Origin of the sequence: Rathayibacter sp. AY1D5, assembly GCF_002932515.1 — a bacterium.
In the GTDB taxonomy this organism is placed as follows: domain Bacteria; phylum Actinomycetota; class Actinomycetes; order Actinomycetales; family Microbacteriaceae; genus Rathayibacter.
On the sequence record NZ_PSVU01000023.1, the window covers coordinates 17,690 to 39,893 of the forward strand.

Consider the following 22,204-nt stretch of genomic DNA (forward strand, 5'->3'; position numbering starts at 1 on the left):
AGCCCTCCCGCTGTCAGCTTGCGCGGACCGACAGGTTCTTGCCGAGCTGGGTCCAGCCGTCGCCGGTGGCGTCGTCCGGTACGGCGTCGTCGGGGTGGATCTGTACCGTCCAGTCGTTCTGCTTTGACAGCTTCTCGCCGCAGCCGCTGACCGGTTCGTCGCCCTCGTTGACGATGACGCAGTGTCCGGCTCCCTCGCGAGGTAAGGCCAAGTAGAAGTCGAGGCCCTCGACGGACCCGGCGAACCGGATCGAGTCGGGATCGAGCTTGTCTCCGACGCTGCCGAGCGAGGGGAGTGCGTCCTGCTCCTGCTGCGCCCTGTCGTAGTCCGAGTACACGGTCGGGTCGTCGTAGACGGTGGTGTCCTGCGCGCACCCGCCGAGAAGAGGAAGGGCCATGAGCGCGACCGAGGCCGCACCGATCTTGAATCCGTAGGTCGATCGTTTGTGGCCCATGGCGTCCCCCGTCGCGTTTCGCTCACCCTACTTCGCCTGAACTCCAGAGCACCGGCTCTCATCAACGGAGCGAAGAGCGCGAGGCTGCCCGTTCCGTATGGGGATCCCCTAACGGGACGACGCAAAGCCGATCGAAGGTCAGTAGGCGACGTCAGCGGGCGCTGGCTTCCCGACTCGGCTGTGATCGGGCCGACGGGCTCGGTGGGAAGATCTGGCCAGGAGGAGACCTGCAGTCACAGCAGCCAGCGACGTGGCGACGCCGGTGAAGGGCAAAGTGTCCGCGACATCCCACGGGAGAAAGAACGCTCCAGGGTCGGTGAGGGGGTTGATGACCAGGAGGAGCCCGACACCAATCAGTGTGACGGGTCGTCCCGGCGAGAGCACGAGGGCGCCGAGTATCACGAGCGGGAAGGCGATGGCCCAGAGGATCGTCGTGGCGATCCACGTGAAGTCCGACTGTGTGGCGCTGTAGCAACCCTCGTTCAGGCCACTGAAGCACGAGCTCCAATGCACCAGGAACGCGGCGGCACCAGCAGCGCCGAGCGATGCGATTGTCCATCCAACCAACGGGCCTGACTTAGCGAGTCGCTTCATGCGCTCACCATAGGACTCGAAGGAGAACCTGAGCTAGATCCACATGGTCGAAGCGAAGGCCACCGCCGCGCCCCCACTCGCTCTGATGAACGATCGTTCAGCGAAACCATTCCAGGCCTGGAGCGCGGCGATCCCACCTGAGGGTCAGAGGGTGGGGAACCAGCTCGAGTTGTCCACGATCCACAGCGACACAGAGTTCCAGAGCCCGGTGATGACGAGGACGCCGATGACGATGAGGAGCACGGCGACGGCCTTGTTGGCGTAGGCGCCGATGCGGCGCAGCCAGCGGCGTGAGCGTGCTGCGCGGGCGAGGACGAGTCCGAGTAGGAACAGCGGGGTGAGCATGCCGAGGAAGTAGACGAACCCCAGCGCGACGCCGAGTCCCACGGTGTCGATGTTGGAGGCGAGGCCGTAGGCGATGGCGAGGGATGGGCCGAGGCAGGGGTACCAGACGGCGGCGCAGCTGATTCCGAGCAGCAGTGCTTTCGCGGCCGAGCCGACTGGGGTGGAGGTCTTCGTGATCCAGGGGATCCGGAGGAAGCCGAGGGAGTAGAGGCCGGCGGCGATGAGTAGTCCGCCGGCGATGAACGTGTACGGCGGCCGGGCGAGGTTCACGTTCGCGCCGAGCGCGAGCAGCAGCGCCACGGATCCGATCAGCACGAGAGCGGCCCCGACCGCGAACGCGAGGATCGACCACACCTGTCGAGACGGTCGAGCCCGTCCGTCCCCTGTCGAGGTGAGCGCGCCGACGATGCCGGGGAGGATCGGTGCAGCGCAGGGGGAGAGCAGAGCGAGCGCGCCCGCGAGGAACGCGGTGCCAAGCTCGGGGAACATCCCCTCACCCTAGTTTCCGGAAAGGGCGCGTCCTGGCCCCGCGCTTCCTAGGCTGACCTCGTGACCTGGACAAGTCGACCGCGCAGCATCGCAAGGGTGACCGCTCGAACCCTCGCCATCACGGCCATCGCTGCCGCGGGCGCGGCCTCGCTGAGCGGGTGCTTCACCACCGCCGAGCGGCCGCCGCTCACTTTCGCGGACCTCGACCGGGCGGCGACCGACGCCGATACGTTCCCGACGCTGCCCCCGCGGGCCTCCTCGTCCAAAATGGACGAGACCAGCTCCCGGCTCGTCGGCCGAGTCGGCGACCGGTCGCTGTTCCTGGCGCGCACGAGCGATCCGGAGACGACGTGCCTGACGAGCTTCGCTGACGAGGACACATGGAACCAAAGCTGCGGCGTCGGCGGGTTCGACTCCACGGTCGACCGGAACACTCTCCATGTCGTCCCGGACGGCGGGAGAGTCGAAGAGACGTGGACGCCGCTGAGCGAAAACGTCTTCATTGACAGTCCTGGTGTGCGGTGACGACGATCGAGGAGCTTCGACTGGATAAGAGAGGCAGGGAGCGGATGACTCAGAATCAAACTCGACTGCTCTCGTTCGCGTCGGCAGGAGCCCCGATCTTTGCAGTCGGGTTCGATGCTCGAGGAGGTCGCGGCGTTTCAAGTGCGAACTCCTTCTACCATCACCCCTCATTCCGACAAACGTTCTGGTCGCGGGTGAACCAGTGAAGCGTCGCGTCAGGTGGCGCTGGATTGCTCTCGCGGTCATCGTCCTCGTGGCGGGGTTTCTTCTCTCAAGCGACCTATCAGGGAGCTGTATGGACTACGTGAACGCGCCAGGCGTGTGCACTCGCGCCAACGAAGACCCGAGAACATGGGTCCTCCTTGTGATCGGTCCCCTGATCCTTGTGGGTGCGCTCTACCAAGCCTTCCGGCGTAGGTGACAGACGAAGAGGTATGCCCCTCTTGGGAGCGACATACTGCTTCGCGGGCGGGAGCGGTTGATCTATGACCGTCCTGGTCGTCGTGCAGAGATGGTTGATCGGTTGAACGGCTGGCGAGGTGCCGATTCGTGGCCCGTCTCAGGTGGCTGGCGGTGCTGTGATCTCGAGAGAAAGTTCGATCTCGATCGGGTCACCGCTGTGTGAGCGTAGGGCAAGAACAGCGGGGCCGGTGGGCAGGTCGGCGGGGAGGTCGAAGGACTCGTTGACAGTGGATCGTTCGCCCTTCGGTATCGGTCGGCCGAGGAGTATCTCTTCGCCGCTCGCGGAAGGGGTGATGGTCACCGTGACGTCCGAAGCTGCGCGGCTCGTGCCTCCGGTGTCTTCACACGTCTCCCAGATGAAGTCGGCGCTGAGCCGGACCACTCCGTCTGGTTGCAAGGTCGACTCTTGAAGCTCGACCGCCTTTGCGGCGCAGGATCCGGCCGAGCTCGAAGTCACGCCGGCGCAGCCGCTAACGCTGAAGACCATGCCTGCCGCGACGACAATGGATGTCAGCCCTGCTGTCCGTCCCTGCCTCATGCAGGTCAGTGAAGCATTGCGCGCTCCTGCTCTCATCACGAGCGCCGCAAACGTCATCAAACCGTTGATGTCCCGCACTCGGCCTTCGGTAGAGATCCGGAGGGCAGCGCCGGTCGAACCTCCCGTAACGGGATCGTCGTCCGGACGGTGAAACTACCCACTGACATCCGGCGTCCGGTGGCGGTCCCCTGCTGAACGGTGCGGGGAGGCAGCCCGTTGCACTTACTGGTCGAGCCGTCGAGCGAAGTGATGGGCGGTGATGTCCATCCGTTCGCGTAGGTAGAAGCGATGCGCCTCGAAGCGTTGCACGCCGGAGTCGAGCTCGATCGCGCTGCACCCCAGTTCCCGGCCTCGCTCCGCTAGGGCGGCTAGGAGTGCCGCGCCGTGACCGTGGGATCGCTCGGCGGCGGCGGTGGAGAGGTCATCGACGTAGAGCTTCCTGATGGCGCTCGTGTTGACGACTACTCGCCAGCCGGCGACAGCCACGCAGCGATCGTCTTGCAGTAGGGCGGTGAAGCGGAGACCTTGGGGCGCGCCTTCTCGCAGTACCAGCTCGAGCAGTTCGTCAGTGAGATGGGGGCGCAGCTCGCGGAGGACGAGAAGAGCGGCCGCCCACCGCGCGTCGCCGGGCTCTAGATCAATGATCACGGCGAGGAGACTAGCGCTCGCATCGTCCCGTACGGGAACGGGTTAGAGGGCGTCCCGTAAGGGGATCGCCCACCGGGACCCCCACGACCTCTTTGGCTGCCCTCTGACGCAGCGGCTCCACGGTGGAGAGCGAGTTCGGGCGGGGTCAGCTCCGGGGTCCTCGGTCGCTCCTGTGACCGGTCGAGCCGCTTAGGCCATCGCGCGTGCGAGTGCCCCGCCGGGAGGTCATCGCGTAGCGACGGCGAGGTTCAGTTTCTCACCGACGCGCAGAATCTCGTCTGAAGGGAAGCGGAACGGGTTGAGGTAGAACAGGTCATCGGCCGTCATGCCGAATCGTGCCGCGACGTCCTCTGCGAGGTCATTGCGGGCGACCGTGTACGACGTCGGCGTTCCGTCCGTCGATGTCGTCTCGCCACGCGCTGCTGCACGTGGGCCGGCGTCCTTGGCTACGAGATCGCTGCGTTGAGGCTTCACGCTCCATTGGACGTCAGCGACAGCAATGATCTTCATCGAGCAGTCGGAATCGTTCTGCGGTTTGGTGGTGATGACGAGCTGATCGATCGCTGTTGGATCGCCGCGGAACTCTGCGAGGTTCCGCCACGCCTTGTAGGGCTTCCCTGACTCCCCATCCGCGAGACGCATCGGGAAGTCGACGTCGAAACAGGTGGTCGTCGCATCGACCGGACTCAGCGCCGCCATGACCGCGACGAAACCTGAGGAAGATGTGGTCGCGGCGGGAATCTCTAGCTCGTCTGATGCCAGAGCCAGCCGGCCGTCAGCCGCACTCAAACGGATGGTGCCGGCCGTCCCATTGCTGCCCGTGAACGTTGCCACGCCAAGGTCACCGGTCAGTGCGGCGTCGGAGCTGCTGTCTGTGGACACCGGAGGCGGAGCCGGCGGTTCAGGCTGTGGCGTGCATCCCGTGACGACGATCAGGCATGCTGCGATCGCGACCGTTTTTCGCGCCTTCGAGAATGTCCCCACCAGCTCAGGGTAAGCGACGTCCCCGCTCTTCCCTTGGTCGTGCGGTTGGGGCGACCGGATGGAGTGCTCGCGATTTCCTCCGCAGAGGTCAGCTAGGGGCTACAGCAGCTTGCTAGTGTCCGGGCCTATGGATGAGCCCCGAAAGCGCGGACGCCCTTTCGTCATCGCGGGAACGACGATCGCGGCTGCAGCCGCCCTCTGTGCTCTCGTGCACTACGCCGGTCTGGCCGTATTCAGGACCGAGGGGGACGTGCCGGCGGCTTCGGCCGTCGACCTTCCAGACGGGAGCGAGCTCGTCAGTGAGACTGTCGAGTGCGCCTCCGGTGGGTGCTGGCGGCTGCTCTCGGTGCGCCCGCCCGACGCGATGACTCCCGAGCAGCTGTCGAGCGAGCTCGGAACGACGCCGCAAGCGCGCATCGCAGGAACACTCTGGGACCCGCGCACCATCACGGTGAGTTCCGCTATCGACGGACCCCTCCTCGAGGTCCGGGCCGATTACTGGTCACAGGAGTACGCGCCCTAGGCGCGCGAGTGACGCGTTCTCGAGTCGACAGCATTGGCGCCCCCCGACTGTTTCGCTGGGGGATCGCTTACCAGATGTCCTGCTCCTCACGCTGCGTCAGGGGCGACGGTGGCGGAGATCCGCCGCGTCCGTTCGATGATCAGGATGTCGGTGACTCGGATGCCGAGTGCGGTGAAGAAGCCAGCCACCGCATTCCAGTAGAGAGTCCAGAGGATGAGGCCGCCAACTTCGTTCTGGTCGTCCCGGGGTGGAGCCCAGTCGGCGTTCGCGGCGTGGACCTGCCAGATCACAGCGAGGGCGATGCACAGCAGGCACGCTCCGAGGCCGAAGGCGAAAAGGATCTTGCTCCCGGAGTTCGTGCAGCCGAATCTCCACAGCACGTTCCTGAGGACGATGAGCCACACGGGGATCGCTCCGAGCGAGAACGTCCATTGCTCCCACGTCACGAGAATGCCCCCGGCTCGCAGCGAGCCGGATCGTCGGCAGGTGCCGTCGTCACTCTTCGGAGAGCGGGGGAGTGGTCGCGATCATTTCAGGAGAAGGTGTCTCGTAACCGCCGATGATGAGCGTGCTGGTGTCGGTCCAGCTCGGCTCGGAGTAGGCAACCGGCTCGGGGTTTCCCGCGGCAGGCTTCTCGCTGGTGATCCCGGTAGCCACCGCACCCACAGCAAGGAAGCCGGCGACGATCCCTGCGACCGTCACGGTAAACACGGTGTTGCGAAGCGTCTGCATCGTGCTGCCCCTCGAGTAGGTCGAATGGTGGGGAGCGTACCAGCGCAGGTGCTCGCGACGCCATGCTACTGGTCCCGTATGGGGATCGTTCACCGGTACACGCAGACGCGACACCGAGCGCCGCGAAAACCCGCGGCGCTGAGTGTCCCGTTAGACCCGTCCGATGATTTGTTCGGTAGGGGGGCGTCAAACGGGATACTGGTCAGATGGCTGAGCTGATCGGATACGCCCGGGTCTCGACGGACAAGCAGGACGCGCAGGCGCAGCGTGACGCGCTGCGCGCTGTGGGGGTGCCGGCGGATCGGATCTACGTCGACGCCGGCCTCACAGGGTCCAACCGTGAGCGGCCCGCGCTGCGCGAGGCCCTGGCCGCGTGCGACACCGGCTCGACCCTGTTCGTGACGAAGCTCGACCGGCTCGCGCGGTCGATTACGGATGCGCGCGACATCGTGGACGAGCTGACCCGCAGGGGAGTGCGGTTGAACATCGGCGGGTCGCTGCACGACCCGACTGACCCGATGGGCCGGCTGCTGTTCAACGTGCTTGCGATGATCGCGGAGTTCGAGGGCGACCTGATCCGGTCGCGCACGCGCGAGGGGATGCAGATCGCGAAGGCGAAGGGGCGCCTGCGCGGCCGCCAGCCGAAGCTCTCCCCGAAGATCGAGGCACACCTTGTGGCGGAGTACCGCTCGGGCAACTACACCGTGGCCGAGCTCTCGGAGCAGTTCGGGGTGACGCGCTCAACGGTCTACCGCGCGGTCGAGCGCTCGAACATGACAGAGTTGCGCGCCGTCGACGTCACCCTTCCGCTCCCCGAGGGAGAGCGGAAAGACTGAGTGCCCAAATGGTCACTTGATGCGGCGTGTCGGATCGCGTTAATCACAGCCACAGCCCTACGTTAAACGCATGGCTTCGACGCGGCGTCCCCGAGGAACGATGGTGGATCCCACCAACGTCGCCTGGACCGTCGAGCGCCAGGCTCGCGACGACTTCAATGTCATGGCGCTGCGCGCGAACGTGTCGGCTGCGGTGTTCTTCGAGCGCCTGGTCGAGCACGTTCAGAGCGAGCTGACCGACGAAGGAATTCCGTCCTGGTGGCCTGCACAGCCGACTCTCCTCGAGGAGGAGCTGCCCATCGACACCCGTTAACGCATTAGGCCCGCCGCTCTCGCGACGGGCCTAGAAGCCTTGGCTTCCCACCTCGCACAGTTTGGCGACTCAGAGGTGTGAAGCAGTCCCACCCAAGAACCGGTATCCAGCCGGGCCTTCGGTGTACCCACCCGGAACGTACCCGGAAGGAATGCCCACATCGTAACAGCGGAGTCCGTCTCCGTGCACACCCGACCCACCCTTTTTTCAGGGGAGGAGTCGGTCGATTGTGCACCTGAGACGCCACAGGCAGCCGCGTCGCGGCCGAACAGTTCTCGAGCGAGCTCATGGAGCCCCGAGCCGGCGCCAGGCGCGTACGGTCCGCTTCCGGCGTGGACGTCCGGAGCGCACTGGTTCGACGCGCTGATGGACGCGCTGGGGACGTCGCCGGGGGAGGAGCTGCGCCGCGCTGCACGTGTCGCTCCGGACACGCTGCTGCGCGTCGCTCGCGCCGACTGGCTGGCGGCCGACGTCGACACCGGGCGCGGTGTGACGACGGCACACGAGACGGTCGCGGCCGCGCTGGGCATGTGCGGCAAGACGGTGCAGCGGGCCCGTGCGCTGATGGAGTCGCTGGGCTTCGCCGCGACGGTTCTCGACGGCCGCTACCTGACCCGCGCTGAGCGGAACGCGGCGCACGCGGCGCACGGCGGCCGACAGCTCCGCATGGCCTCCACGAGGGCGCTGATCATGCCGCGTCCCACGCCGGCGACCTTGCCTGCACCGACGTCACGGACGGGCGAATCTTTCGGTTCTGTGGAGAATGTCCAGCTACCCCGTAGGCGCCCACTTACATCTACAGCCCCAGTTAAAAGACACTCACCAACGCGCGGTGAACCGCGCTCAGGAGCCGCTTCGCGGCAGCCGAGGCGACGGAGTGATGCAAAACGCAGCTCGACCGGTCGGCCGGCGGTTCCCAGATCGATCGAGTTGCAGCGCTTCGCTGCTGCGCTGGCTCATCGCATCCCGTGGCTCGCCCGTGGAGTGCACATCGGGCACGTCGTCGGGATGCTCGACCGCACAGGTATCGACGTCTCCGAGTGGAGCGTCGAAGGGCTGATGTTCGCCATGAACGCCTGGCTGTCTCGCGACGGTCGCCGTGTCCCGGAGACGTTCACGAGCCGCAACGCGCTCGGGTTCTACGGGTGGGTCATCCGCCGGGTCATCACCGAGCACTCGCAGCTCGACACCGCGCGCCGGGTCGCTGCTGCGCAGCGCGACGCCGACCGTGCTCGGGCCGCTGCGGAGCGAGCGGCCGAGGCCGCCCGACTTGCGAGCATCGACCAAGACGAGGTGGACCGGATCATCGCGAAGATGAAGGCCGATCAGCGCGAGTTCGAGCGTGCAGCTCGGGACCGCGAGATGGCCCGCAAGCGCGCCGCCGCCGAGGTCCGCGAGGAGCTGGCCGCGCGCGCTGCGGAGTTGCGCTCTCGGGGCTGAGCACGCACCGAGGCCATCCATCCGATAAGCGGCGCGATGCCGGAGACGGGCGGCCGTCAGGAGTGCCCCGCAGGGGCATCCCGAAGGGACGCGCAGCGCTCTTGACGGTCGATCGGCGCAGGCAAGAGTGAAGCGTCGGATGGACGGCCGGACCGCAGCCGGCGCGCTTGTCGTGGGAACGGAGAAGCCCCCGCGAGCATGAATGCTCTAGCGGGGGCCTCCACAGCGACGAGGGGGGTTGTCGTGCACGATCAAATTACTCGTTCGGCCACGTCGCCAGAGCGTCGTAGTGAACGATCGTCGGCACTCCGTCGACGGTCTGGATCGTCGTGCCGGGCTCTCCGAGTCCGGCCCCGTGTGCGATCGCCGCGAGGACCAATCGAGTGTGCGCCAGGTCGAGGCCGGCGACGTCCTCGCGGAGGTCGACCGGGACTCCCTGGCCGAGAGACGAGGCGATCCGCGCGATGCGCTGCTCGCCTCCACTGAGCGCTCCGATTTCGTAGGCGAGGCGGTCGAAGTCGACGGCGCTCGTCTGCCAGGCGTTGTCGGTCTTGATCCACGGCGCACCGGCGTAGACGAGACGCGACCGGATGAGAAGTTCGACGGCCGCGGCGAGAGGGTTTGAACCCTCCGCCCACGAGCGGACCTGCGCGTGCAAAGCAGCGGAGGCGTGGTTGGTCATGCCACGTTCTCCATCGACTCCGCGCCGTTGTTCTCCGTCAACTCGGCGGCGGGGGCGTCAGCAGTAGTCGACCGTCGAGAGCGGGTGACGCGCGCTCGCGGCTGGTCAGGCCGCGGCACTCCTGCTGCGCGGAGTTCCTTCTCTGACCATCCCGACGCCAGCGCCTCAGCCCAGGCCTTTGCGTGACGGTTCTGCGCGTCAGCGAGAGCGGTCCGAGCAGCGTCCGTGTCGTTCGCGGCGGTAACGATCGTTCGGACGGCATCGACGCGCTTTTCGACAGTCGATTCGAGGAGGCGGCGCGCAGCGTCAGCCGCGTCCTCTGGGTTTCTGGTGTTGTCGCTCATGCCGTCAGGGTACATGCCCAAATGGGCATCTGAAAGGCGCGATTACGTCTCCGTTTCGGAGGCCCAGTTCTACCGCCGCGGAGTGCCGCTCGCGGTCCGGCTTCGTGCTCCTTCGCTACGCTCGGGCACGGCCGGTTTGTGGAGCAAGCTGTCGACTTACCGCCGGTAACTCGCTTGCCGACCTGGCGCTGCGCGCCGGCCGGGGGCATACTGGTCGTATGGTCCCCGCCGATTTGGCGGGTTCGCTGCGCTGGGCCGAAGGACAGGAAGGACACGCCGATGAGCGAAGATCGCGGTCGTGCGTTGTTCAGCCGTAAGCGGCGAGCGAACGTCGAGGGAGACGAGAAGCGGGACAAGCCGTATCGCGTCTACGTCACCGACGAGGAGCGGGTGCAGCTTGAGGCTCGGGCGGTCGTCCAGAGCGTCACGGTTCCCCGGCTGCTCTTCGAGTCCGCGATGAACGCCCAGGTGCGGACCGACACGGAGTGGAAGCAGGCTGTCGCCGAGCTGTTCTCCGTGAACTCTCGCCTCGAGAACCTGACGAACAACGTCAACCAGCTCGCCAAGTTCGCGAACACCGAGGGCCGATTCCCTGACGAGGCTGCGGCGATCTACCGCGAGTTCCAGAAGCTCGCTCCCGAGATTCGCGACGCCGTTCGTCGGGTGGCCGGCCTGTGATTCCGAACGTCACCTACGGCGGCCGCATGGACGGCCTGATGACCTACCTTGCGGGCGAGGGGCGCTCGAACGAGCACACCGAACAGCACCTCATCGCCGGCAACGGCGCGATCATGGCGATGCACGGAGAGAGCGTCCTCGACCACGCCGCCGCGCTCGCTGTCGCGCGCGATCTGAACCTCCCCAAGGAGGCATTCGGCGTCACCGTGCAGCGCGCGGAGAAGGTCACCGACCCGACCACCGGTGAGCTGATGATCGACTCCCGTACCGGGAAGCCGGTCACCGAGAAGGTCGACGCCGACGTGTGGCACTGCTCCCTCTCGCTGAAAGCCGAGGAGGGGCAGTTGAGCGACGAGAAGTGGGGCCAGATCGCCACCGAGTTCGTGCGCCGAATGGGGTTCGCTGGCGAGGACATCGGCAAGGCCGACTGTCGGTGGGTCGCCGTGCGGCATGGTCTCTCGAAGAACGGCAACGATCACATCCACATCGCCGTCTCCCGAGTGCGCGAGGACGGCACGAAGGCGTACATCCCCTACGACAAGCGCCTCGCCCAGAAGGTCAGCCGTGAGCTGGAACGCGACTTCGACCTACAGCCTTTGCACGCTCCGGAGCGCGAGCTTGGTGAGCGCGGAGTCGTCCCCGGCGAGCGTGAAGCTGCACGCCGACGAGGCGCCGTCGAGGTCGACGCACACCGACTCGAACGCGCCGTCCGCTCAGCCGCGACCAGTTCCGCGGACGAGGGTGAGTTCGTGCGTCGAATGCGCCAGGCCGGGGTGCTCATCCGCCCCCGCTACGCCGCCGGTCGAGACGACGTTGTCGCCGGCTACTCCGTCGCGCTGCGCCCCGACAAGGGAGCGCCGGTCGTCTGGCACGGCGGTGGGCGCCTCGCTCGCGACCTGACCCTTCCGGAGTTGCGGAAGGGCTGGCCGGACGAGCCACAGACTGCCCAGGCAGCCGTGGACGAGTGGCGCGCCACCGCGAAAAACCCGTGGCGGTACGAGCCGGTGAAGCCTGGCCGCGAGGAGGCCGAGCTGTCGAGTGACTTGTACTCAACCTACGCCGAGGACATGACCCGGCTCCACGACTACCTGAGCACCGTCGACCCGTCCGATCGGGCGACGTGGGCTCACGCTGCACGAGAAGCATCCGGGGCGTACGCAGCGTGGTCGCGGCGCCTCGAGCCGACTCCCGGACCGCTGGCCGAAGCGTCGCGCCAGCTCGCCCGATCCGCGCACCTGCGCGCGCACGAGTCGACGCCGCGGCCGACCGCGATGCCGTCGATGGCCGGCACGACGATGCTGATCCTCGCGACAGCCGGGAAGCGCAACAAGGCCGCCGAGGAGGCGATGTTGCTGCGCCAGATCGTGCGCACCACGCGGGCGATTATGGACGCCCACAAGGCCGCTGGCGACGCGCGACGCACCCAGGAGCTCGCGGGGACGATCCGGAACCAGTTGAAGGCGGTTCACGAGGGCTACAACGCGCAGATCCAGAAAAACGCCTGGGATGCTCTGCCCGAGGACACCCGTCGCGCACGCGAGACAGTGCAGGCGAGTTTCGCGACCGGGAGCCCGGTGCCGACGAAGCTCACCAAGGCTGCGCCGGACGCCACATCTATCGCTGCCCCGCAGCGCGGCGCTGAGCCGCGCGAGCGCGACGGACGCGACCGCTAGACCTACACGAGTGAAGGGGAGGCATCACTATGGCTGACGACGACGGAGGCGTGGAGGAGTCCATCAACTCGTCCGCACGGATCGCGCTCACAATCGCGGTCCAGCTGGGCGAGAAGCTGGCTCGCGCGTACCAGGAGGCGATGCGTGAGGCTCAGCAGCGCAGCGCGATCGAGGCGCGCGAGCTCGCAGCCCGCTACGAGGCTGAGCGGGCGTCTGCACGGCAGGCCGTGACAGTCGTCAACGATCCCCAGTGGTGGGATCAGGCGACCGTGCATGACGTCGCCCGCGTCGCTGAGACGGCCGCGGCGTGGAAGGACGCGGACCCGCAGATCGCGTCCGCCAGCGCCCTGATCGCGTCCGAGGCGAAGGAGCGCTACGGCGTCGACGTCGCCACGCTGCAGGGCATCGCCCGCGACACCCCGACCGAGCTGGACCTCGCGAAGCAGTGGGCCACTACCGCCGCACCCGAGGGGTACCACCGGCACGACGAGGACCGTCTCACCATGCCTGTCGGAGACGCCCGAGAGCCCAATCTTTCGGCCGAGCGTGCTCTCATCGAGGACTACCGCGCAGCGGTCGCAGGCGACATTCCCGCGATGCACGTAAGCCTTGCGGAGGAGTGGAAGCGCGCCAACGATCCGGTCGGCTACCAGGACTACCGCGTCGAGACGGCCGTCGCCTTCGATGACGACGGACGGGTGCAGCCCGCAGACCCGGCCGTTGCCGAAGCCGCCCGCGCCGCTCTCGTGCAGGAGTGGCGCACGGACCAGACCGGCGGCTCTGCCGTCGACGCAGCGGATGCCGAGCGGGCACAGTCGCAGCGCGACGTCACCGAAGCTCAGGTGATGGTCACGGAGGCCGACCGCCTCGACCGCGCCAACGACGCATCCCAGAACACGTCCGTCGAGATCCCCGTCGACGGCGAGCGTCGCGCCGATGAGCTCGAGCAGCAAGCTGCTCAGTACGACCGAGACGCGGAGGCCGGCGGGACACCCACGCAGAGCCCTGAGGAGCTGCGTAGCCTCGCTGAGGACGCTCGTGCCCAGGTCGCGCTCTACCGAGACGACAGCGGCCAGCAGAGTGCCCCCGACGCTCCCGCACCCGCTCAGGAGGGGCGTGCGGCCGCGGCACGCTCCGAAGGAGAGCTTGCGTACGACAGTGCCGAGCGGCGAGCACACACCGCAGCATCGATGCAGGCTCAGAACGTTCCCGAGGAGCAGGTCAACGCGCGGATGACCGTCGACGCCTCCTTCGCCACTCCTGCGCGCGGCGCGGAGGCCACGAAGCGCACTCGCGTCCCCTCGACGCGAGGCGCGCGTGGCCAGGGTGCTCAGATCGAGCGGTCCGAACCAGGTCGCTGACGCTGGAACAGAGAAGGGCCCGCGACACCGGTTGGTGTCGCGGGCCCTTCTCTGTCCGTCGTCCTCAGCCCTGTGCGTCCTCGGGAAACATCCCGGTCGGAGGGGCTGTGTAGGGAAGCATGTCGCCCGGCCGGTTCTCGTCTGTCGACGTCGCGAACGGGCCGCTGGGCGAGAGCAGGACTCGCATGTGCGGGTCGAGGTGATTGATCCAGTAGGCGCTCAGGGAGCCGGCGCTGGTGCGGATCTCTTCCCACATCCGCCAGAGGGCTTCGATGCGGGTCAGCGCCTCGACGCTGCTCCACCACTCAGCCGCCCACCGATCGCCGGCGGCCTGGCCCTTGGCCGTCACCCGGCGTCGATAGGAGGGCCGGAGGAACTTCCTGACCCACTCGTCGGCAGATCCGAAGTACGTCGCAGGCACCTCCTCCTCGTCCACCTCCTCCTCGACGGGGTGCAGCGTGACGGGATCCGTGTCGACGTCGAACAGATCCTCGTCGCTCATCGCTCGCCCCGGAGAGTCGCGTTCTGCTCCGCGTCGACGTCCGCCGCAGGCTGATCCTCGAGCGGAGGCATCACCGTCACGACAGGCGAGACGGGTGCAGCGTTCGCCGGTCCGCTGCTGGCGTCGTGGGCGGCGATGGAGGCGTTGATCGCGGCGACCTGCTCCTTCGGCCCGTTGTACCAGGGCACCGTGTCGACCAGCGCCGCGCGGGCTCCGGAGGAGAGCATGATCGCCCGTCCGCGGCCCATGCTGGTGAGGTCCGCGACTTCGAGGATCTTCTCTCGCCGCAGCGCCGAGGTGGTGGAGCGCACACCTTTGTTGTAGCTGGCGGAGGTGGTCTCCTTGTCGTAGGTGCCGATCAGCTCGGAGAGGGTGCGCAGGAACTCGTCTTCCGCGACTCCGCCGGCGTACAGCTTCACGTTCGCGGCGGACCAGAGCTTGAGCATGCCCTCCTTGCCGAACACGCCGACGCCCTGGGACCAGGACTGGAACACGGCCATGATCGGGATCCCGCGCGATCCGTAGTGGGAATACAGGTCGGGGAGGTCCTTCCACCGGCAGACGTTCGCGGCCTCATCGAGAACGGCGACGAGCGGCGTCGCGAGGCGCCCGCCGCGGGATCGCGCGGCGTGCTCCTCCGCGGCCTCGATCGTCGCGGCGGTCAGGGCGGTGACGAGCGGGCCGGCGGTGCCGGCGCCCTCCTTGGACAGCGAGTACAGCGTCTGGGTCGACGTGACGAACGTCTCCGGGACGAACTGCGGACGGGTGTCGTTCGGGCGGGCGTTCACCCAGTCGGCGGTCGCGGCGCTCTTCAAGCACACCGCCATGCCCTGCGCGGTCGAGTAGATCCCGTCGCGGGCCTTGTCGGCGGTGTTCATGATGCCGCGGACAGCTCGCGCGTTGGTCGGGTAGCCGTTGTCGTGCAGGAGCTCGACGGGGGTTTCGTCCTCGACGGAGGTCAGCCAGAGCAGCACGTCGCTGATCGGCCGGTTGCCTGCCGCGGCCGCGAGCAGCAGGTCGGACAGCAGCTCTTGGCCCTTGCCGTCGAAGTAGGCGTCGGTCTTCGCGTTCATCGCCCGGGTGCCGGAGGCGAAGTGCGTCGCGAGCTTCGCGGCCTTGGTGTCGTCGGTGACGTAAGAGAGGGGGTTCCACCACCATGTCGCGTCCTCGAACGCGACGCGCTGGGGGTCGAAGACCCACACGTGACCCTTGGCGGCGCGGACGTCGCGGGTCGCGTCGAGCACGTCGCGCTTGTTCGACGTCGTGACCACGGCGCCGGGCGCAGCCATGATCGCGGGAATGACGAGGGAGGTCGACTTGCCCACGCGGGGGCCGGCGATCAGCAGCATCATGTCCTCGAACGAGGCGTAGAGCATCTGCTTCCCCAGGTGCAGCCGGCCCACCGGGACGCCGGGGTTCTCAGCGACGCCGAGGCGGGCGGACTTCTTCAACGCCTCCTTGCGCATCATCGGCGCCAGGTCGCGCGGGGTCGCCATGTAGCGGGCGGCGTGGTCGACGCTTGAGCGGTTCTTCCGTCCGAGCGAGCGCATCCACACGAGCCAGAGGCCCACGAGGACGATGACGGCGACGGCGGCCGCGGCGATCATCGTTGCGGACGTCGACCACACCACTTGGCCGCGGAACAGGCCCGAGATGATTTCAAACGGGTCCGAGGGCAGGCCCTCGTTCACGCCGTCGAGCTTGGAACCGACCGCGACGGCCACCCAGACGATGCCGATCGCAGCGATCGCCGCGAGGGCTGCGCCGAGCATCAGGGCGTCGTTATTGGCCTTGCCAGGCTCGCGGCGGCGGTTGTTGGCGGTGGCGCTCATGCGGACTCCTCCGTGTAGATCGGGCCGGCCCACCGCGGGGTGCAGTCGTTGGCGGGTGCTTGGTGCGAGGTCCCCCAGGAGAGGACCGCGAGGCCCCGCTCCGCGAAGGAGACGGGGAGGTCGGTCGTGTGGAAGCCGTGCTCCCCCGGGGCGGACCGCTGGCAGGTCCAGCGGTAGCCCTCGAAGGCGAGCGTCGACGGGCAGCTCACGCGATCACCCGGTCCCACTGGTCCCAGGCGACGAAGCTCGCCATGAGCCCGACGCCGGTCCAGCAGAGGGTGAGCAGGAACCGATCGCGGTCTGCCGTCCGCTGACGGGCTCGGATCGCGTTGATGATCGCGGCGCCGGCGGCGCCGGCCGCGACGCAGCTCGCGCCGAGTGCGACGAGGACGCTCACGGCAGGATCTCGACGTTCACGGGATCGGTGGGCAGTGGCTCCGCTGCGCGGCCGGCGCGGGAGGTCGCGTGCCAGAGCTTGTTGGTGTCGTTGACCTCCTTCTCTGCTGCGGTCAGCTCGACGCGCACCGGGATACCGGGACGTCCGCCGACCTTGATCAGGAAGCGGCCGCGGCCGGGAGGCTCGGACTCGTGCCCGGACACGGGGTCCCAGGCGGGCGGGTCCTGCCAGGAGGTGAGCATCCCCTGTTCCGCGATCGACATCGGCACCGCCGAGGTCAGCAGCGGCATCTCAGCACCGGGGAGGCCGCCGCAGATGACCATGCCGGAGCGTTCCACGAAGCCCTTCGCCTTCATCTGATCCTCCGAGGAGGCCAGTGCGAGGAGGTCGGACATGGTGTGGCTGATCATCGCCAGGCCGACGCCGCGCGCACGGTTCAGGCGGGTGAGCGCGTCGACGCGATCGACCATGCCCTTACCCGCGCGCAGCGCCCGCCACAGCTCGTCCAGGATCACGAAGTAGTGCCGCTGCGGTTCGAGCTCCGCGTCCGCGAGGGCGGCCGCGACGTTGACGGTCCCGAAGCCGGCGGACCAGCAGGCGAGGAGGATCGCGGCCTGGAGGTCGCCTTCGGAGTCGTCGATCGAGGACACGTCGTAGACGACGGGCCGGTCCCGGCGCATCGGCGTGGTCGTCTGCTTCGAGAACACCTCGCCCAGGCGTCCACCGGTGGTGAGGCCGATGAGGGAGGCTTCGAGGTTCTCGGTGACGTCCTTGTACTTCTCGATGTTGCCGCGGTCCAACGCGACCTGACGAACTTCGTCCGGCGCCTCCTGGATCACGCGCAGCAGGTCCGCGAGGACCGGCACGCCCTGGTGGTGCTCGTCCAGGTACTTCAGCGCCCGGTCGATGATCGTCTCTTCACGGTCGCTCGGCGGCTGGGAGCGGAGGATCGTCAGCAGCGCTGCGACCATCGTGTGCCGGCGGCCGTGGGCGTCCGCGAGGACCTGGTGCGCGAGGCGCTGCACCTTCGCGGCGTGCTTGCGCAGCCGACCGACCTCCGCGATCATCGCCGCGGTGTCGTCGGAGACGCCGAGCGCGTCGACCTGGTGCGCGAGCTCGTCGGCCCGCTCGAGCGAGCGGTCGGCCTCGTCACGCAGGCGCTGCGCCGCCTCCGACGCCTCACCGGGATCGAGGATGTTCAGGTACCCGCGGCCACGGCCAAGAGGGATCACCTGCCCGTCGAGAGCTTCGATCAGATCCACGTAGTCCGGCTTGAGGTCGCCCAGCACGAGCGGGATCGTGCCGTACCCGGCGAGGCCGGCGGCCATGCGGCGGGTCAGCGAGGACTTCCCCAGGCCGGGCTTGCCGAGCACGAACATCGACGGGTTGCTGATGAGGTTTGCGCGCTGGAACCAGCTGATCGGGTCGCAGCAGACGGAGGCGCCGGTGGAGAGGTTCTTCCCCAGCGGCACCCCGATCATCGGCGTACCCGTCCCGACCGAGAACGGGTACAGCCCGCACACCTGCACGGTCGTCCCGCGGAACTCGTCTGCGGCCGTGACGTTGACGGCTTCACCACCGCCGCGACCGAGCCATCCGCGGATGCTCGGGCGCAGAGGACGGCGCAGCGCCGTCCCCTGGCTCTTCTTCTTCCCGCCGTGCGGGATCTCGATCTTCTTCCCCTCTCGGCGTCGGGTGCGCGGGGTGGTGCGCTCTCTGGTGAGCGTCGGGCGCTGAGCGACCGCTGCTACCGGGGCTGGAGCTTCGCCCTGCCCGCGCGCAGCCCGCCGCGAGGGTGCCGTCGTGTCGGTGCCGGGCTCTGCCGAGGACGACACGGCACCGGTGGGCAGGCCGTCGCCGGTCAGCTCCTCCCCCGTCGTATCGCCGTGCGCGGCGGTGACCGCTCCGTCCGGCAGGACGTCCTCGCCGGGCTCGAGCTCGTTGTCGCTGTTCGAGGAGAACAGGCGGGTGATCAGGCTCACAGGGACTCCCTCACTTCGGTGGGCAGGCGCAGGTGACGCGGGAGCACGAGCCCCAGCGGCAGACCCGCAGCGAAAACGGTGTCCTGCGACCCGAACGCCGGCCGCACCCGAAGACGCGCCGCGGCGGTCAGCGAGTCGATCGCCGCGCGGGCGTCCGCTTCGTGCACAGCGTCGGTGGTCGTCGCGGTGACGATTAGGCCGAAGTTGAGCAGGCCAGCACCGGAGGCCTCCTCCGCCGCGGTCGCCTGGGCGGAGCGGGTGGAGAGGGTCGAGCGGGCGGTGGGCTTGGTCGACGCGGAGCTGTTGAACTGCGCCGCGTTCAGGTCCGCCTCCACGATCGCCGCGGCGCGGGCCGGGTCGATGGGGCGGTAGAGCAGGGTGACGCGCTTGCGAGCGACGTCGCGGTGCGGCGCGAGCAGGCGCGCGAGGATCCCGGACTGCACGACTCCGCGCGGCGGGGAGGTCATCGTCCACGACGTCGACACGGCGCCGTCGTGCCGGTACGACTCCCACCGGGACTCCGCGGCCGCGGGGCCGACGTCCGTCCACGACAGCTCGGGCACGTCCCCGGAGGCGCGGGCCTCATCGATCAGGACGGCGGCGGCGGGGTCGTAGGCGATCCGGATCACCTCGCACAGCTCCTGAGCACCGAGCGGCCGGGCAGCGCCGGCCCCTGTCGCGGCAAGGCTCGTCGTCAGGCCGGGCAGGCGGGCGGCGAGGTCGGCGGCGACCTCCTTCGCGTTGCGGCGCTTCCCGCCGATGCGAGACAGGGAAGAGAAGGTGATCGCGACGTAGGCGCGGATCGTGGCAGACCCGACCGGGTAGCTGCTCACGACCTCCGAGAGCATCGCTCGAGCGAACTCCGGCGCATCCGGGTCCATCGACCCCTCGACCTCCGAGCGCAGGCGCGTACCGGTGTCGGGGGCCGTCTCGACGGTGACGGAGGCGGCCTCGATGCCGGGCTCGTCTCCAAGGTTGGAGAGCCAAATGCCGTACTCCGCGACCTGGTTGTTGACCTGCTCCTGATCCACCAGCGCGGCGCCGTCCGGCTCGGTAGCGATTACGACGGTGTAGTGCTTGGTGGAGGGGACGTGCACGAGAGCGAATCGGCGCCCGTGCGAGTCCTCGTGCTCGGAGAGCTGCGACGCCGCAGCGAGTCCGGGGAGCTGGAAGGTGCCCCATTTCGCCCGACCCGCGGGACCTGAACGGTAGACGTTCGCTCCCTTGGCCTTCGTCCGCATCCAGTTCACGCGATTCACCGTCCTTCCGAGGGCGCTCTGCCCGTGCTTGTCCTTCACCGAAACCGTCAGCAAGATCCCGCCGAAGATCGCGGCGACGATCAGCGCGGCCACGAGGCCGGAGAACATCGACGCGATGATCGAGGAGAGGATGCCGACGAACAGCACGCCCGTGGCGAGCTGTCCGAGGCCGCCGAGTCCCGCAGTCTGCGGGCGACGCCAGTTGCCGTACGTGCGCGGCGCCTCAGCGCTGCGCGTAGGAGTTGCCGTGCTCATCAGTTCCCGCTTCCGTTGCCGCCAGTGGCGTCGTCCGTGGCGGCCTTGACCGCCCCTGCTGCGTGCTTCGCGCCTTCGGCGGCCTTCCCTGCCACCGCAAGGCCGACACCGATCGGGCCTCCTGCCGCGGCTGCGGCACCACCGCCTGCCGCCGCACCGCCCGCTGCCGCACCACCGCCGGCCGCAGCTCCGCCAGCTGCGCCACCGCCTGCTGCTGCGCCGCCGCCTGCACCGGAGGCGGCCGGAGTCGCCGCGGGTGACCCCTTGCTGCCGGCGGAGGCGCTACTGCCGGACGGTGCGGAGCCGAAGCCACCGCCGCCGGGCGACCCTCCGCCCCCGCCGCTGTCGCCTCCGCTGCGCGAGCGGATTGCTCCGCTGGCAATCTCCGCCGCTCCACCGGCCGCGGCCGCACCGAGCAGGAGGCCTGCACCGCCACCGCCACCGCCCACCGAGGCGACAGCGGGGACGAGGAAGCGCATCAGCGCGGGCAGGGCCACGAGCGCGATGAGCATCAGCGCGAGGCCCGTGACGATCTGGAACAGCCCGGTCCCGTCCGACTTGAACAGATCAGTGCCGGTCATCCGGAACGCGATCGCGTAGACGATCGCCGCGGCGGGCTTGTAGAGGATGAAGGCGAGGGTCCAGGCCATCGTCTTCTTGAACCACTGCTGCCCGATTTCCGTATTGGTCGCGGCCGCAGCGATCGGGAAGATGCCGGCGAGGACGACGAGCATCGCGCCGCGGAACACCATGAGCGCGATCTGAACGTAGGTCATGAGCACGGCGAGGATGCCGAGGAGGAACAAGCCGATGAGGCCGATACCCGACGTTGCGGTCAGCGAAATCATCGCGAAGATGTTCGTGCCGAAGCAGTTGCTCTCACCGTTGGTGACGTCGCAGTCGGTGGAGTTGTTGAGGATCCAGATCGAGAAGGCGTCGCCTGCCTGCGTGGCGAGACGGATCACGACGAGTCCCGCGCCGGCGACGGCGATCAGCGTCAGTACCGACCGGGCGAGGGTGCGCAACTCGCCCGCACGCTGCGTCCAGACCATGCGGCCGGCGGCGACGAGGATCGACAGGATCGCGAGTCCTCCGGCGTACCACTCGAGCTGCCCTTGCACCCAGCCGACGACGCTCGAAGATTCGTTGAGGTGCAGCGCCAGGGGTAGGAACCCCGTGACGAGCGCTGAGGCGGAGGAGAGCAGGAAGACGGCGAAGATGATGACGCCGATGCGTCCCATGTGCGCCTCGCCGTCGCCGTGGCGGCGACGGGTGCTCATCATGACGCCGGCGATGATGAGCGACATGACCGCGAGGCCCGCCGCGACCCACGTCACGTAGCCGAGGATCGTCTCGAACGCTTCCGGCAGGGGCGGGGTACCGCCACCGTTAACGCCGCCTCCCCGGTCGACCACGGTCACCGGGGAGGGAACGTTCACCCAGAGGGTGCCGAGCGAGACGACCGCTTTGCCGAAGCCCTCCAAGATGTTGTTCACGAACTGCTGCAAGGCGTCGTTAGACGCCTTCGAGACGACTTCGCCGATGCCTGCTGATGACCAGCACACGACGTCCCACGCTGCGCAGGGCTCGCCTGCGGGTGGAGTCACTGTCATTCGGTACCTGCCCAAGGGATATAGCCGCCCAAGCTGGTGAGTGCGGTCGGACGGAACGGCGGCTGACCGTCAGCGGTCAACACCGACTTCCAGTCGCCGTCGACCCACGTCACGGGAGCGGGGAAGCTGAGGAGCTGATTGGTGTTAGAGCGGAAGGCGATGTCGATCGTGGCTTCGTCCGCGGTGTACGAGCTCACGCGGAAGCCGACGATCTGGACACTGCCTCCGGTGTTGCTCTGGGGAATGTCCGCGGCGATCGCGGCATCGCGACCAGCGCCAGGCGCGGTCTGGCGCTCGAGAACGGCGTCGGCCAGGCGCCCATCCGTTCCCATCGCCCAGAGGTTCGCCACCGAGAAGAGCGATCCTTCGACGGTGTGCGCGTAGCAGCTGCGCAGCCCGTCCTCTCCGATCACGCCGGGGCCGGCGGTGTCCGACGACGGTGCGGCCATCGTGCCGACGATGGTCCAGTCGGTGACAGGTGCCGTCGAGAGCGTTCCGCTCTCGTCGTAACCGGGAAGGTTGCAGACGCTTGCTGCGGCGGTGTCGGTTTCCGGTGAGGCGGTGACGGCGGGCGTCGCGGAGGTGGCGGGAGCACTCTGCCCGCCACCTCCGCCCAGGGACGTAATCGCGAGGAGGATCGCCGCCAGCACGAGGACTCCGAAGATGATGGCTCCGAAGATGAATCCTCGACTGGTGAACGGGTTGCGGGACTCCGTGTCGCTCATGACGTCGTGCCTTTCGTT

Annotated in this window: 26 protein-coding genes; 8 read left to right on the forward strand and 18 right to left on the reverse strand. The window is 68.2% G+C overall.

The window, feature by feature from the left end; genetic code table 11:
• Positions 1 to 13: 13 nt before the first annotated feature.
• From C5C82_RS08780 to C5C82_RS08785, 3 genes are all read right to left on the reverse strand, one after another.
• Positions 14 to 454 carry a hypothetical protein gene (locus C5C82_RS08780; RefSeq protein ID WP_104234410.1) on the reverse strand — a complete coding sequence of 147 codons (441 nt, stop codon included), beginning with the start codon at positions 452 to 454 and terminating at the stop codon, positions 14 to 16.
• A gap of 138 nt (positions 455 to 592) precedes the next feature.
• Positions 593 to 1,048 (reverse strand): hypothetical protein, encoded by a 456-nt coding sequence (locus C5C82_RS17270; RefSeq protein ID WP_146079385.1) that lies wholly within the window; start codon positions 1,046 to 1,048, stop codon positions 593 to 595.
• Positions 1,049 to 1,192: 144 nt separating this feature from the next.
• Positions 1,193 to 1,882: a cytochrome c biogenesis CcdA family protein gene (locus C5C82_RS08785; protein ID WP_104234411.1), complete on the reverse strand. Its 690-nt coding sequence runs from the start codon at positions 1,880 to 1,882 to the stop codon at positions 1,193 to 1,195.
• Positions 1,883 to 1,978: 96 nt separating this feature from the next.
• Here C5C82_RS08785 and C5C82_RS08790 point away from each other — a divergent pair, with 96 nt between their 5' ends.
• A complete protein-coding gene (locus C5C82_RS08790) occupies positions 1,979 to 2,407 on the forward strand; it encodes a hypothetical protein (protein ID WP_104234412.1) in 429 nt (142 codons plus the stop codon).
• 559 nt (positions 2,408 to 2,966) lie between these two features.
• Here the strand turns inward: C5C82_RS08790 and C5C82_RS08795 are convergent.
• The 3 genes from C5C82_RS08795 to C5C82_RS08805 form a co-directional block, all read right to left on the reverse strand.
• Positions 2,967 to 3,485: a hypothetical protein gene (locus C5C82_RS08795; protein WP_146079334.1), complete on the reverse strand. Its 519-nt coding sequence runs from the start codon at positions 3,483 to 3,485 to the stop codon at positions 2,967 to 2,969.
• Positions 3,486 to 3,629: 144 nt separating this feature from the next.
• A complete protein-coding gene (locus C5C82_RS08800; protein ID WP_104234413.1) occupies positions 3,630 to 4,055 on the reverse strand; it encodes a GNAT family N-acetyltransferase in 426 nt (141 codons plus the stop codon).
• 225 nt (positions 4,056 to 4,280) lie between these two features.
• A complete protein-coding gene (locus tag C5C82_RS08805) occupies positions 4,281 to 5,039 on the reverse strand; it encodes a LysM domain-containing protein (protein ID WP_146079335.1) in 759 nt (252 codons plus the stop codon).
• Positions 5,040 to 5,166: 127 nt separating this feature from the next.
• Between C5C82_RS08805 and C5C82_RS08810 the strand changes: the two genes are divergently transcribed.
• The gene (locus C5C82_RS08810; protein ID WP_146079336.1) at positions 5,167 to 5,562 is read left to right on the forward strand and encodes a hypothetical protein; all 396 of its coding nucleotides are present in this window, start codon (positions 5,167 to 5,169) and stop codon (positions 5,560 to 5,562) included.
• A gap of 86 nt (positions 5,563 to 5,648) precedes the next feature.
• Here C5C82_RS08810 and C5C82_RS08815 read toward each other — a convergent pair whose 3' ends face one another.
• Complete coding sequence (locus tag C5C82_RS08815) at positions 5,649 to 5,966, reverse strand: hypothetical protein (protein WP_146080962.1); 318 nt, start codon at positions 5,964 to 5,966, stop codon at positions 5,649 to 5,651.
• A gap of 91 nt (positions 5,967 to 6,057) precedes the next feature.
• Complete coding sequence (locus C5C82_RS08820) at positions 6,058 to 6,294, reverse strand: hypothetical protein (RefSeq protein ID WP_104234417.1); 237 nt, start codon at positions 6,292 to 6,294, stop codon at positions 6,058 to 6,060.
• A 206-nt stretch (positions 6,295 to 6,500) separates the two neighbouring features.
• On the opposite strand from C5C82_RS08820, the gene C5C82_RS08825 reads away from it, so the two are divergent.
• From C5C82_RS08825 to C5C82_RS17275, 3 genes are all read left to right on the forward strand, one after another.
• Positions 6,501 to 7,130 carry a recombinase family protein gene (locus C5C82_RS08825; protein ID WP_104234418.1) on the forward strand — a complete coding sequence of 210 codons (630 nt, stop codon included), beginning with the start codon at positions 6,501 to 6,503 and terminating at the stop codon, positions 7,128 to 7,130.
• 100 nt (positions 7,131 to 7,230) lie between these two features.
• A complete protein-coding gene (locus tag C5C82_RS08830; protein ID WP_258061513.1) occupies positions 7,231 to 7,443 on the forward strand; it encodes a hypothetical protein in 213 nt (70 codons plus the stop codon).
• Positions 7,444 to 7,809: 366 nt separating this feature from the next.
• Positions 7,810 to 8,883: a hypothetical protein gene (locus tag C5C82_RS17275; protein ID WP_146079338.1), complete on the forward strand. Its 1,074-nt coding sequence runs from the start codon at positions 7,810 to 7,812 to the stop codon at positions 8,881 to 8,883.
• A 256-nt stretch (positions 8,884 to 9,139) separates the two neighbouring features.
• Here C5C82_RS17275 and C5C82_RS08840 read toward each other — a convergent pair whose 3' ends face one another.
• Positions 9,140 to 9,565 carry a hypothetical protein gene (locus C5C82_RS08840; protein ID WP_104258229.1) on the reverse strand — a complete coding sequence of 142 codons (426 nt, stop codon included), beginning with the start codon at positions 9,563 to 9,565 and terminating at the stop codon, positions 9,140 to 9,142.
• Entirely contained in the window at positions 9,562 to 9,909 is a 348-nt protein-coding gene (locus C5C82_RS17280) for a hypothetical protein (RefSeq protein WP_146079339.1), read from the reverse strand. The genes C5C82_RS08840 and C5C82_RS17280 overlap by 4 nt, the downstream gene beginning before the upstream one ends.
• Positions 9,910 to 10,188: 279 nt before the next feature.
• On the opposite strand from C5C82_RS17280, the gene C5C82_RS08845 reads away from it, so the two are divergent.
• Genes C5C82_RS08845 through C5C82_RS08855 form a run of 3 tightly spaced genes read left to right on the forward strand, consistent with a single transcriptional unit; the run spans position 10,189 to position 13,621 of the window.
• A complete protein-coding gene (locus C5C82_RS08845; RefSeq protein ID WP_146079340.1) occupies positions 10,189 to 10,587 on the forward strand; it encodes a plasmid mobilization relaxosome protein MobC in 399 nt (132 codons plus the stop codon).
• Entirely contained in the window at positions 10,584 to 12,260 is a 1,677-nt protein-coding gene (locus C5C82_RS08850) for a relaxase/mobilization nuclease domain-containing protein (RefSeq protein WP_104234423.1), read from the forward strand. The genes C5C82_RS08845 and C5C82_RS08850 overlap by 4 nt, the downstream gene beginning before the upstream one ends.
• Positions 12,261 to 12,289: 29 nt before the next feature.
• A complete protein-coding gene (locus C5C82_RS08855) occupies positions 12,290 to 13,621 on the forward strand; it encodes a hypothetical protein (protein WP_104234424.1) in 1,332 nt (443 codons plus the stop codon).
• 64 nt (positions 13,622 to 13,685) lie between these two features.
• Here the strand turns inward: C5C82_RS08855 and C5C82_RS08860 are convergent, their stop codons facing one another.
• The 8 genes from C5C82_RS08860 to C5C82_RS08900 all read right to left on the reverse strand — a co-directional run bounded on the left by C5C82_RS08860 (position 13,686) and on the right by C5C82_RS08900 (position 22,186).
• Positions 13,686 to 14,123: a DUF4913 domain-containing protein gene (locus C5C82_RS08860; RefSeq protein ID WP_104234425.1), complete on the reverse strand. Its 438-nt coding sequence runs from the start codon at positions 14,121 to 14,123 to the stop codon at positions 13,686 to 13,688.
• Positions 14,120 to 15,955: a type IV secretory system conjugative DNA transfer family protein gene (locus tag C5C82_RS08865; RefSeq protein ID WP_104234426.1), complete on the reverse strand. Its 1,836-nt coding sequence runs from the start codon at positions 15,953 to 15,955 to the stop codon at positions 14,120 to 14,122. Before C5C82_RS08865 ends, C5C82_RS08860 begins: the two co-directional genes overlap by 4 nt.
• The gene (locus C5C82_RS08870; RefSeq protein ID WP_104234427.1) at positions 15,952 to 16,164 is read right to left on the reverse strand and encodes a hypothetical protein; all 213 of its coding nucleotides are present in this window, start codon (positions 16,162 to 16,164) and stop codon (positions 15,952 to 15,954) included. Before C5C82_RS08870 ends, C5C82_RS08865 begins: the two co-directional genes overlap by 4 nt.
• The gene (locus C5C82_RS08875) at positions 16,161 to 16,352 is read right to left on the reverse strand and encodes a hypothetical protein (protein WP_104234428.1); all 192 of its coding nucleotides are present in this window, start codon (positions 16,350 to 16,352) and stop codon (positions 16,161 to 16,163) included. Before C5C82_RS08875 ends, C5C82_RS08870 begins: the two co-directional genes overlap by 4 nt.
• The gene (locus C5C82_RS17815; RefSeq protein ID WP_208323109.1) at positions 16,349 to 17,956 is read right to left on the reverse strand and encodes an ATP/GTP-binding protein; all 1,608 of its coding nucleotides are present in this window, start codon (positions 17,954 to 17,956) and stop codon (positions 16,349 to 16,351) included. The genes C5C82_RS08875 and C5C82_RS17815 overlap by 4 nt, the downstream gene beginning before the upstream one ends.
• 374 nt (positions 17,957 to 18,330) lie before the next feature.
• Complete coding sequence (locus tag C5C82_RS08890; protein WP_181028841.1) at positions 18,331 to 19,848, reverse strand: SCO6880 family protein; 1,518 nt, start codon at positions 19,846 to 19,848, stop codon at positions 18,331 to 18,333.
• Positions 19,848 to 21,476, reverse strand: coding sequence for a hypothetical protein (locus C5C82_RS08895; RefSeq protein WP_181127071.1), 1,629 nt, complete (start codon positions 21,474 to 21,476; stop codon positions 19,848 to 19,850). Before C5C82_RS08895 ends, C5C82_RS08890 begins: the two co-directional genes overlap by 1 nt.
• On the reverse strand, positions 21,458 to 22,186 hold the full coding sequence (locus tag C5C82_RS08900; protein WP_104234430.1) for a hypothetical protein: 729 nt from the start codon (positions 22,184 to 22,186) through the stop codon (positions 21,458 to 21,460). Before C5C82_RS08900 ends, C5C82_RS08895 begins: the two co-directional genes overlap by 19 nt.
• Between the last annotated feature and the right edge of the window lie 18 nt (positions 22,187 to 22,204).

Coding starts and splice junctions, on each gene's coding strand:
- C5C82_RS08780 (WP_104234410.1), bottom strand. CDS start 454: ATGGGCCACAAACGATCGACCTACGGATTCAAGATCGGTGCGGCCTCG.
- C5C82_RS17270 (WP_146079385.1), bottom strand. CDS start 1,048: ATGAAGCGACTCGCTAAGTCAGGCCCGTTGGTTGGATGGACAATCGCA.
- C5C82_RS08785 (WP_104234411.1), bottom strand. CDS start 1,882: ATGTTCCCCGAGCTTGGCACCGCGTTCCTCGCGGGCGCGCTCGCTCTG.
- C5C82_RS08810 (WP_146079336.1), top strand. CDS start 5,167: ATGGATGAGCCCCGAAAGCGCGGACGCCCTTTCGTCATCGCGGGAACG.
- C5C82_RS08820 (WP_104234417.1), bottom strand. CDS start 6,294: ATGCAGACGCTTCGCAACACCGTGTTTACCGTGACGGTCGCAGGGATC.
- C5C82_RS08825 (WP_104234418.1), top strand. CDS start 6,501: ATGGCTGAGCTGATCGGATACGCCCGGGTCTCGACGGACAAGCAGGAC.
- C5C82_RS08830 (WP_258061513.1), top strand. CDS start 7,231: ATGGTGGATCCCACCAACGTCGCCTGGACCGTCGAGCGCCAGGCTCGC.
- C5C82_RS17275 (WP_146079338.1), top strand. CDS start 7,810: ATGGACGCGCTGGGGACGTCGCCGGGGGAGGAGCTGCGCCGCGCTGCA.
- C5C82_RS08840 (WP_104258229.1), bottom strand. CDS start 9,565: ATGACCAACCACGCCTCCGCTGCTTTGCACGCGCAGGTCCGCTCGTGG.
- C5C82_RS17280 (WP_146079339.1), bottom strand. CDS start 9,909: ATGAGCGACAACACCAGAAACCCAGAGGACGCGGCTGACGCTGCGCGC.
- C5C82_RS08845 (WP_146079340.1), top strand. CDS start 10,189: ATGAGCGAAGATCGCGGTCGTGCGTTGTTCAGCCGTAAGCGGCGAGCG.
- C5C82_RS08855 (WP_104234424.1), top strand. CDS start 12,290: ATGGCTGACGACGACGGAGGCGTGGAGGAGTCCATCAACTCGTCCGCA.
- C5C82_RS08860 (WP_104234425.1), bottom strand. CDS start 14,123: ATGAGCGACGAGGATCTGTTCGACGTCGACACGGATCCCGTCACGCTG.
- C5C82_RS08865 (WP_104234426.1), bottom strand. CDS start 15,955: ATGAGCGCCACCGCCAACAACCGCCGCCGCGAGCCTGGCAAGGCCAAT.
- C5C82_RS08890 (WP_181028841.1), bottom strand. CDS start 19,848: ATGAGCACGGCAACTCCTACGCGCAGCGCTGAGGCGCCGCGCACGTAC.
- C5C82_RS08900 (WP_104234430.1), bottom strand. CDS start 22,186: ATGAGCGACACGGAGTCCCGCAACCCGTTCACCAGTCGAGGATTCATC.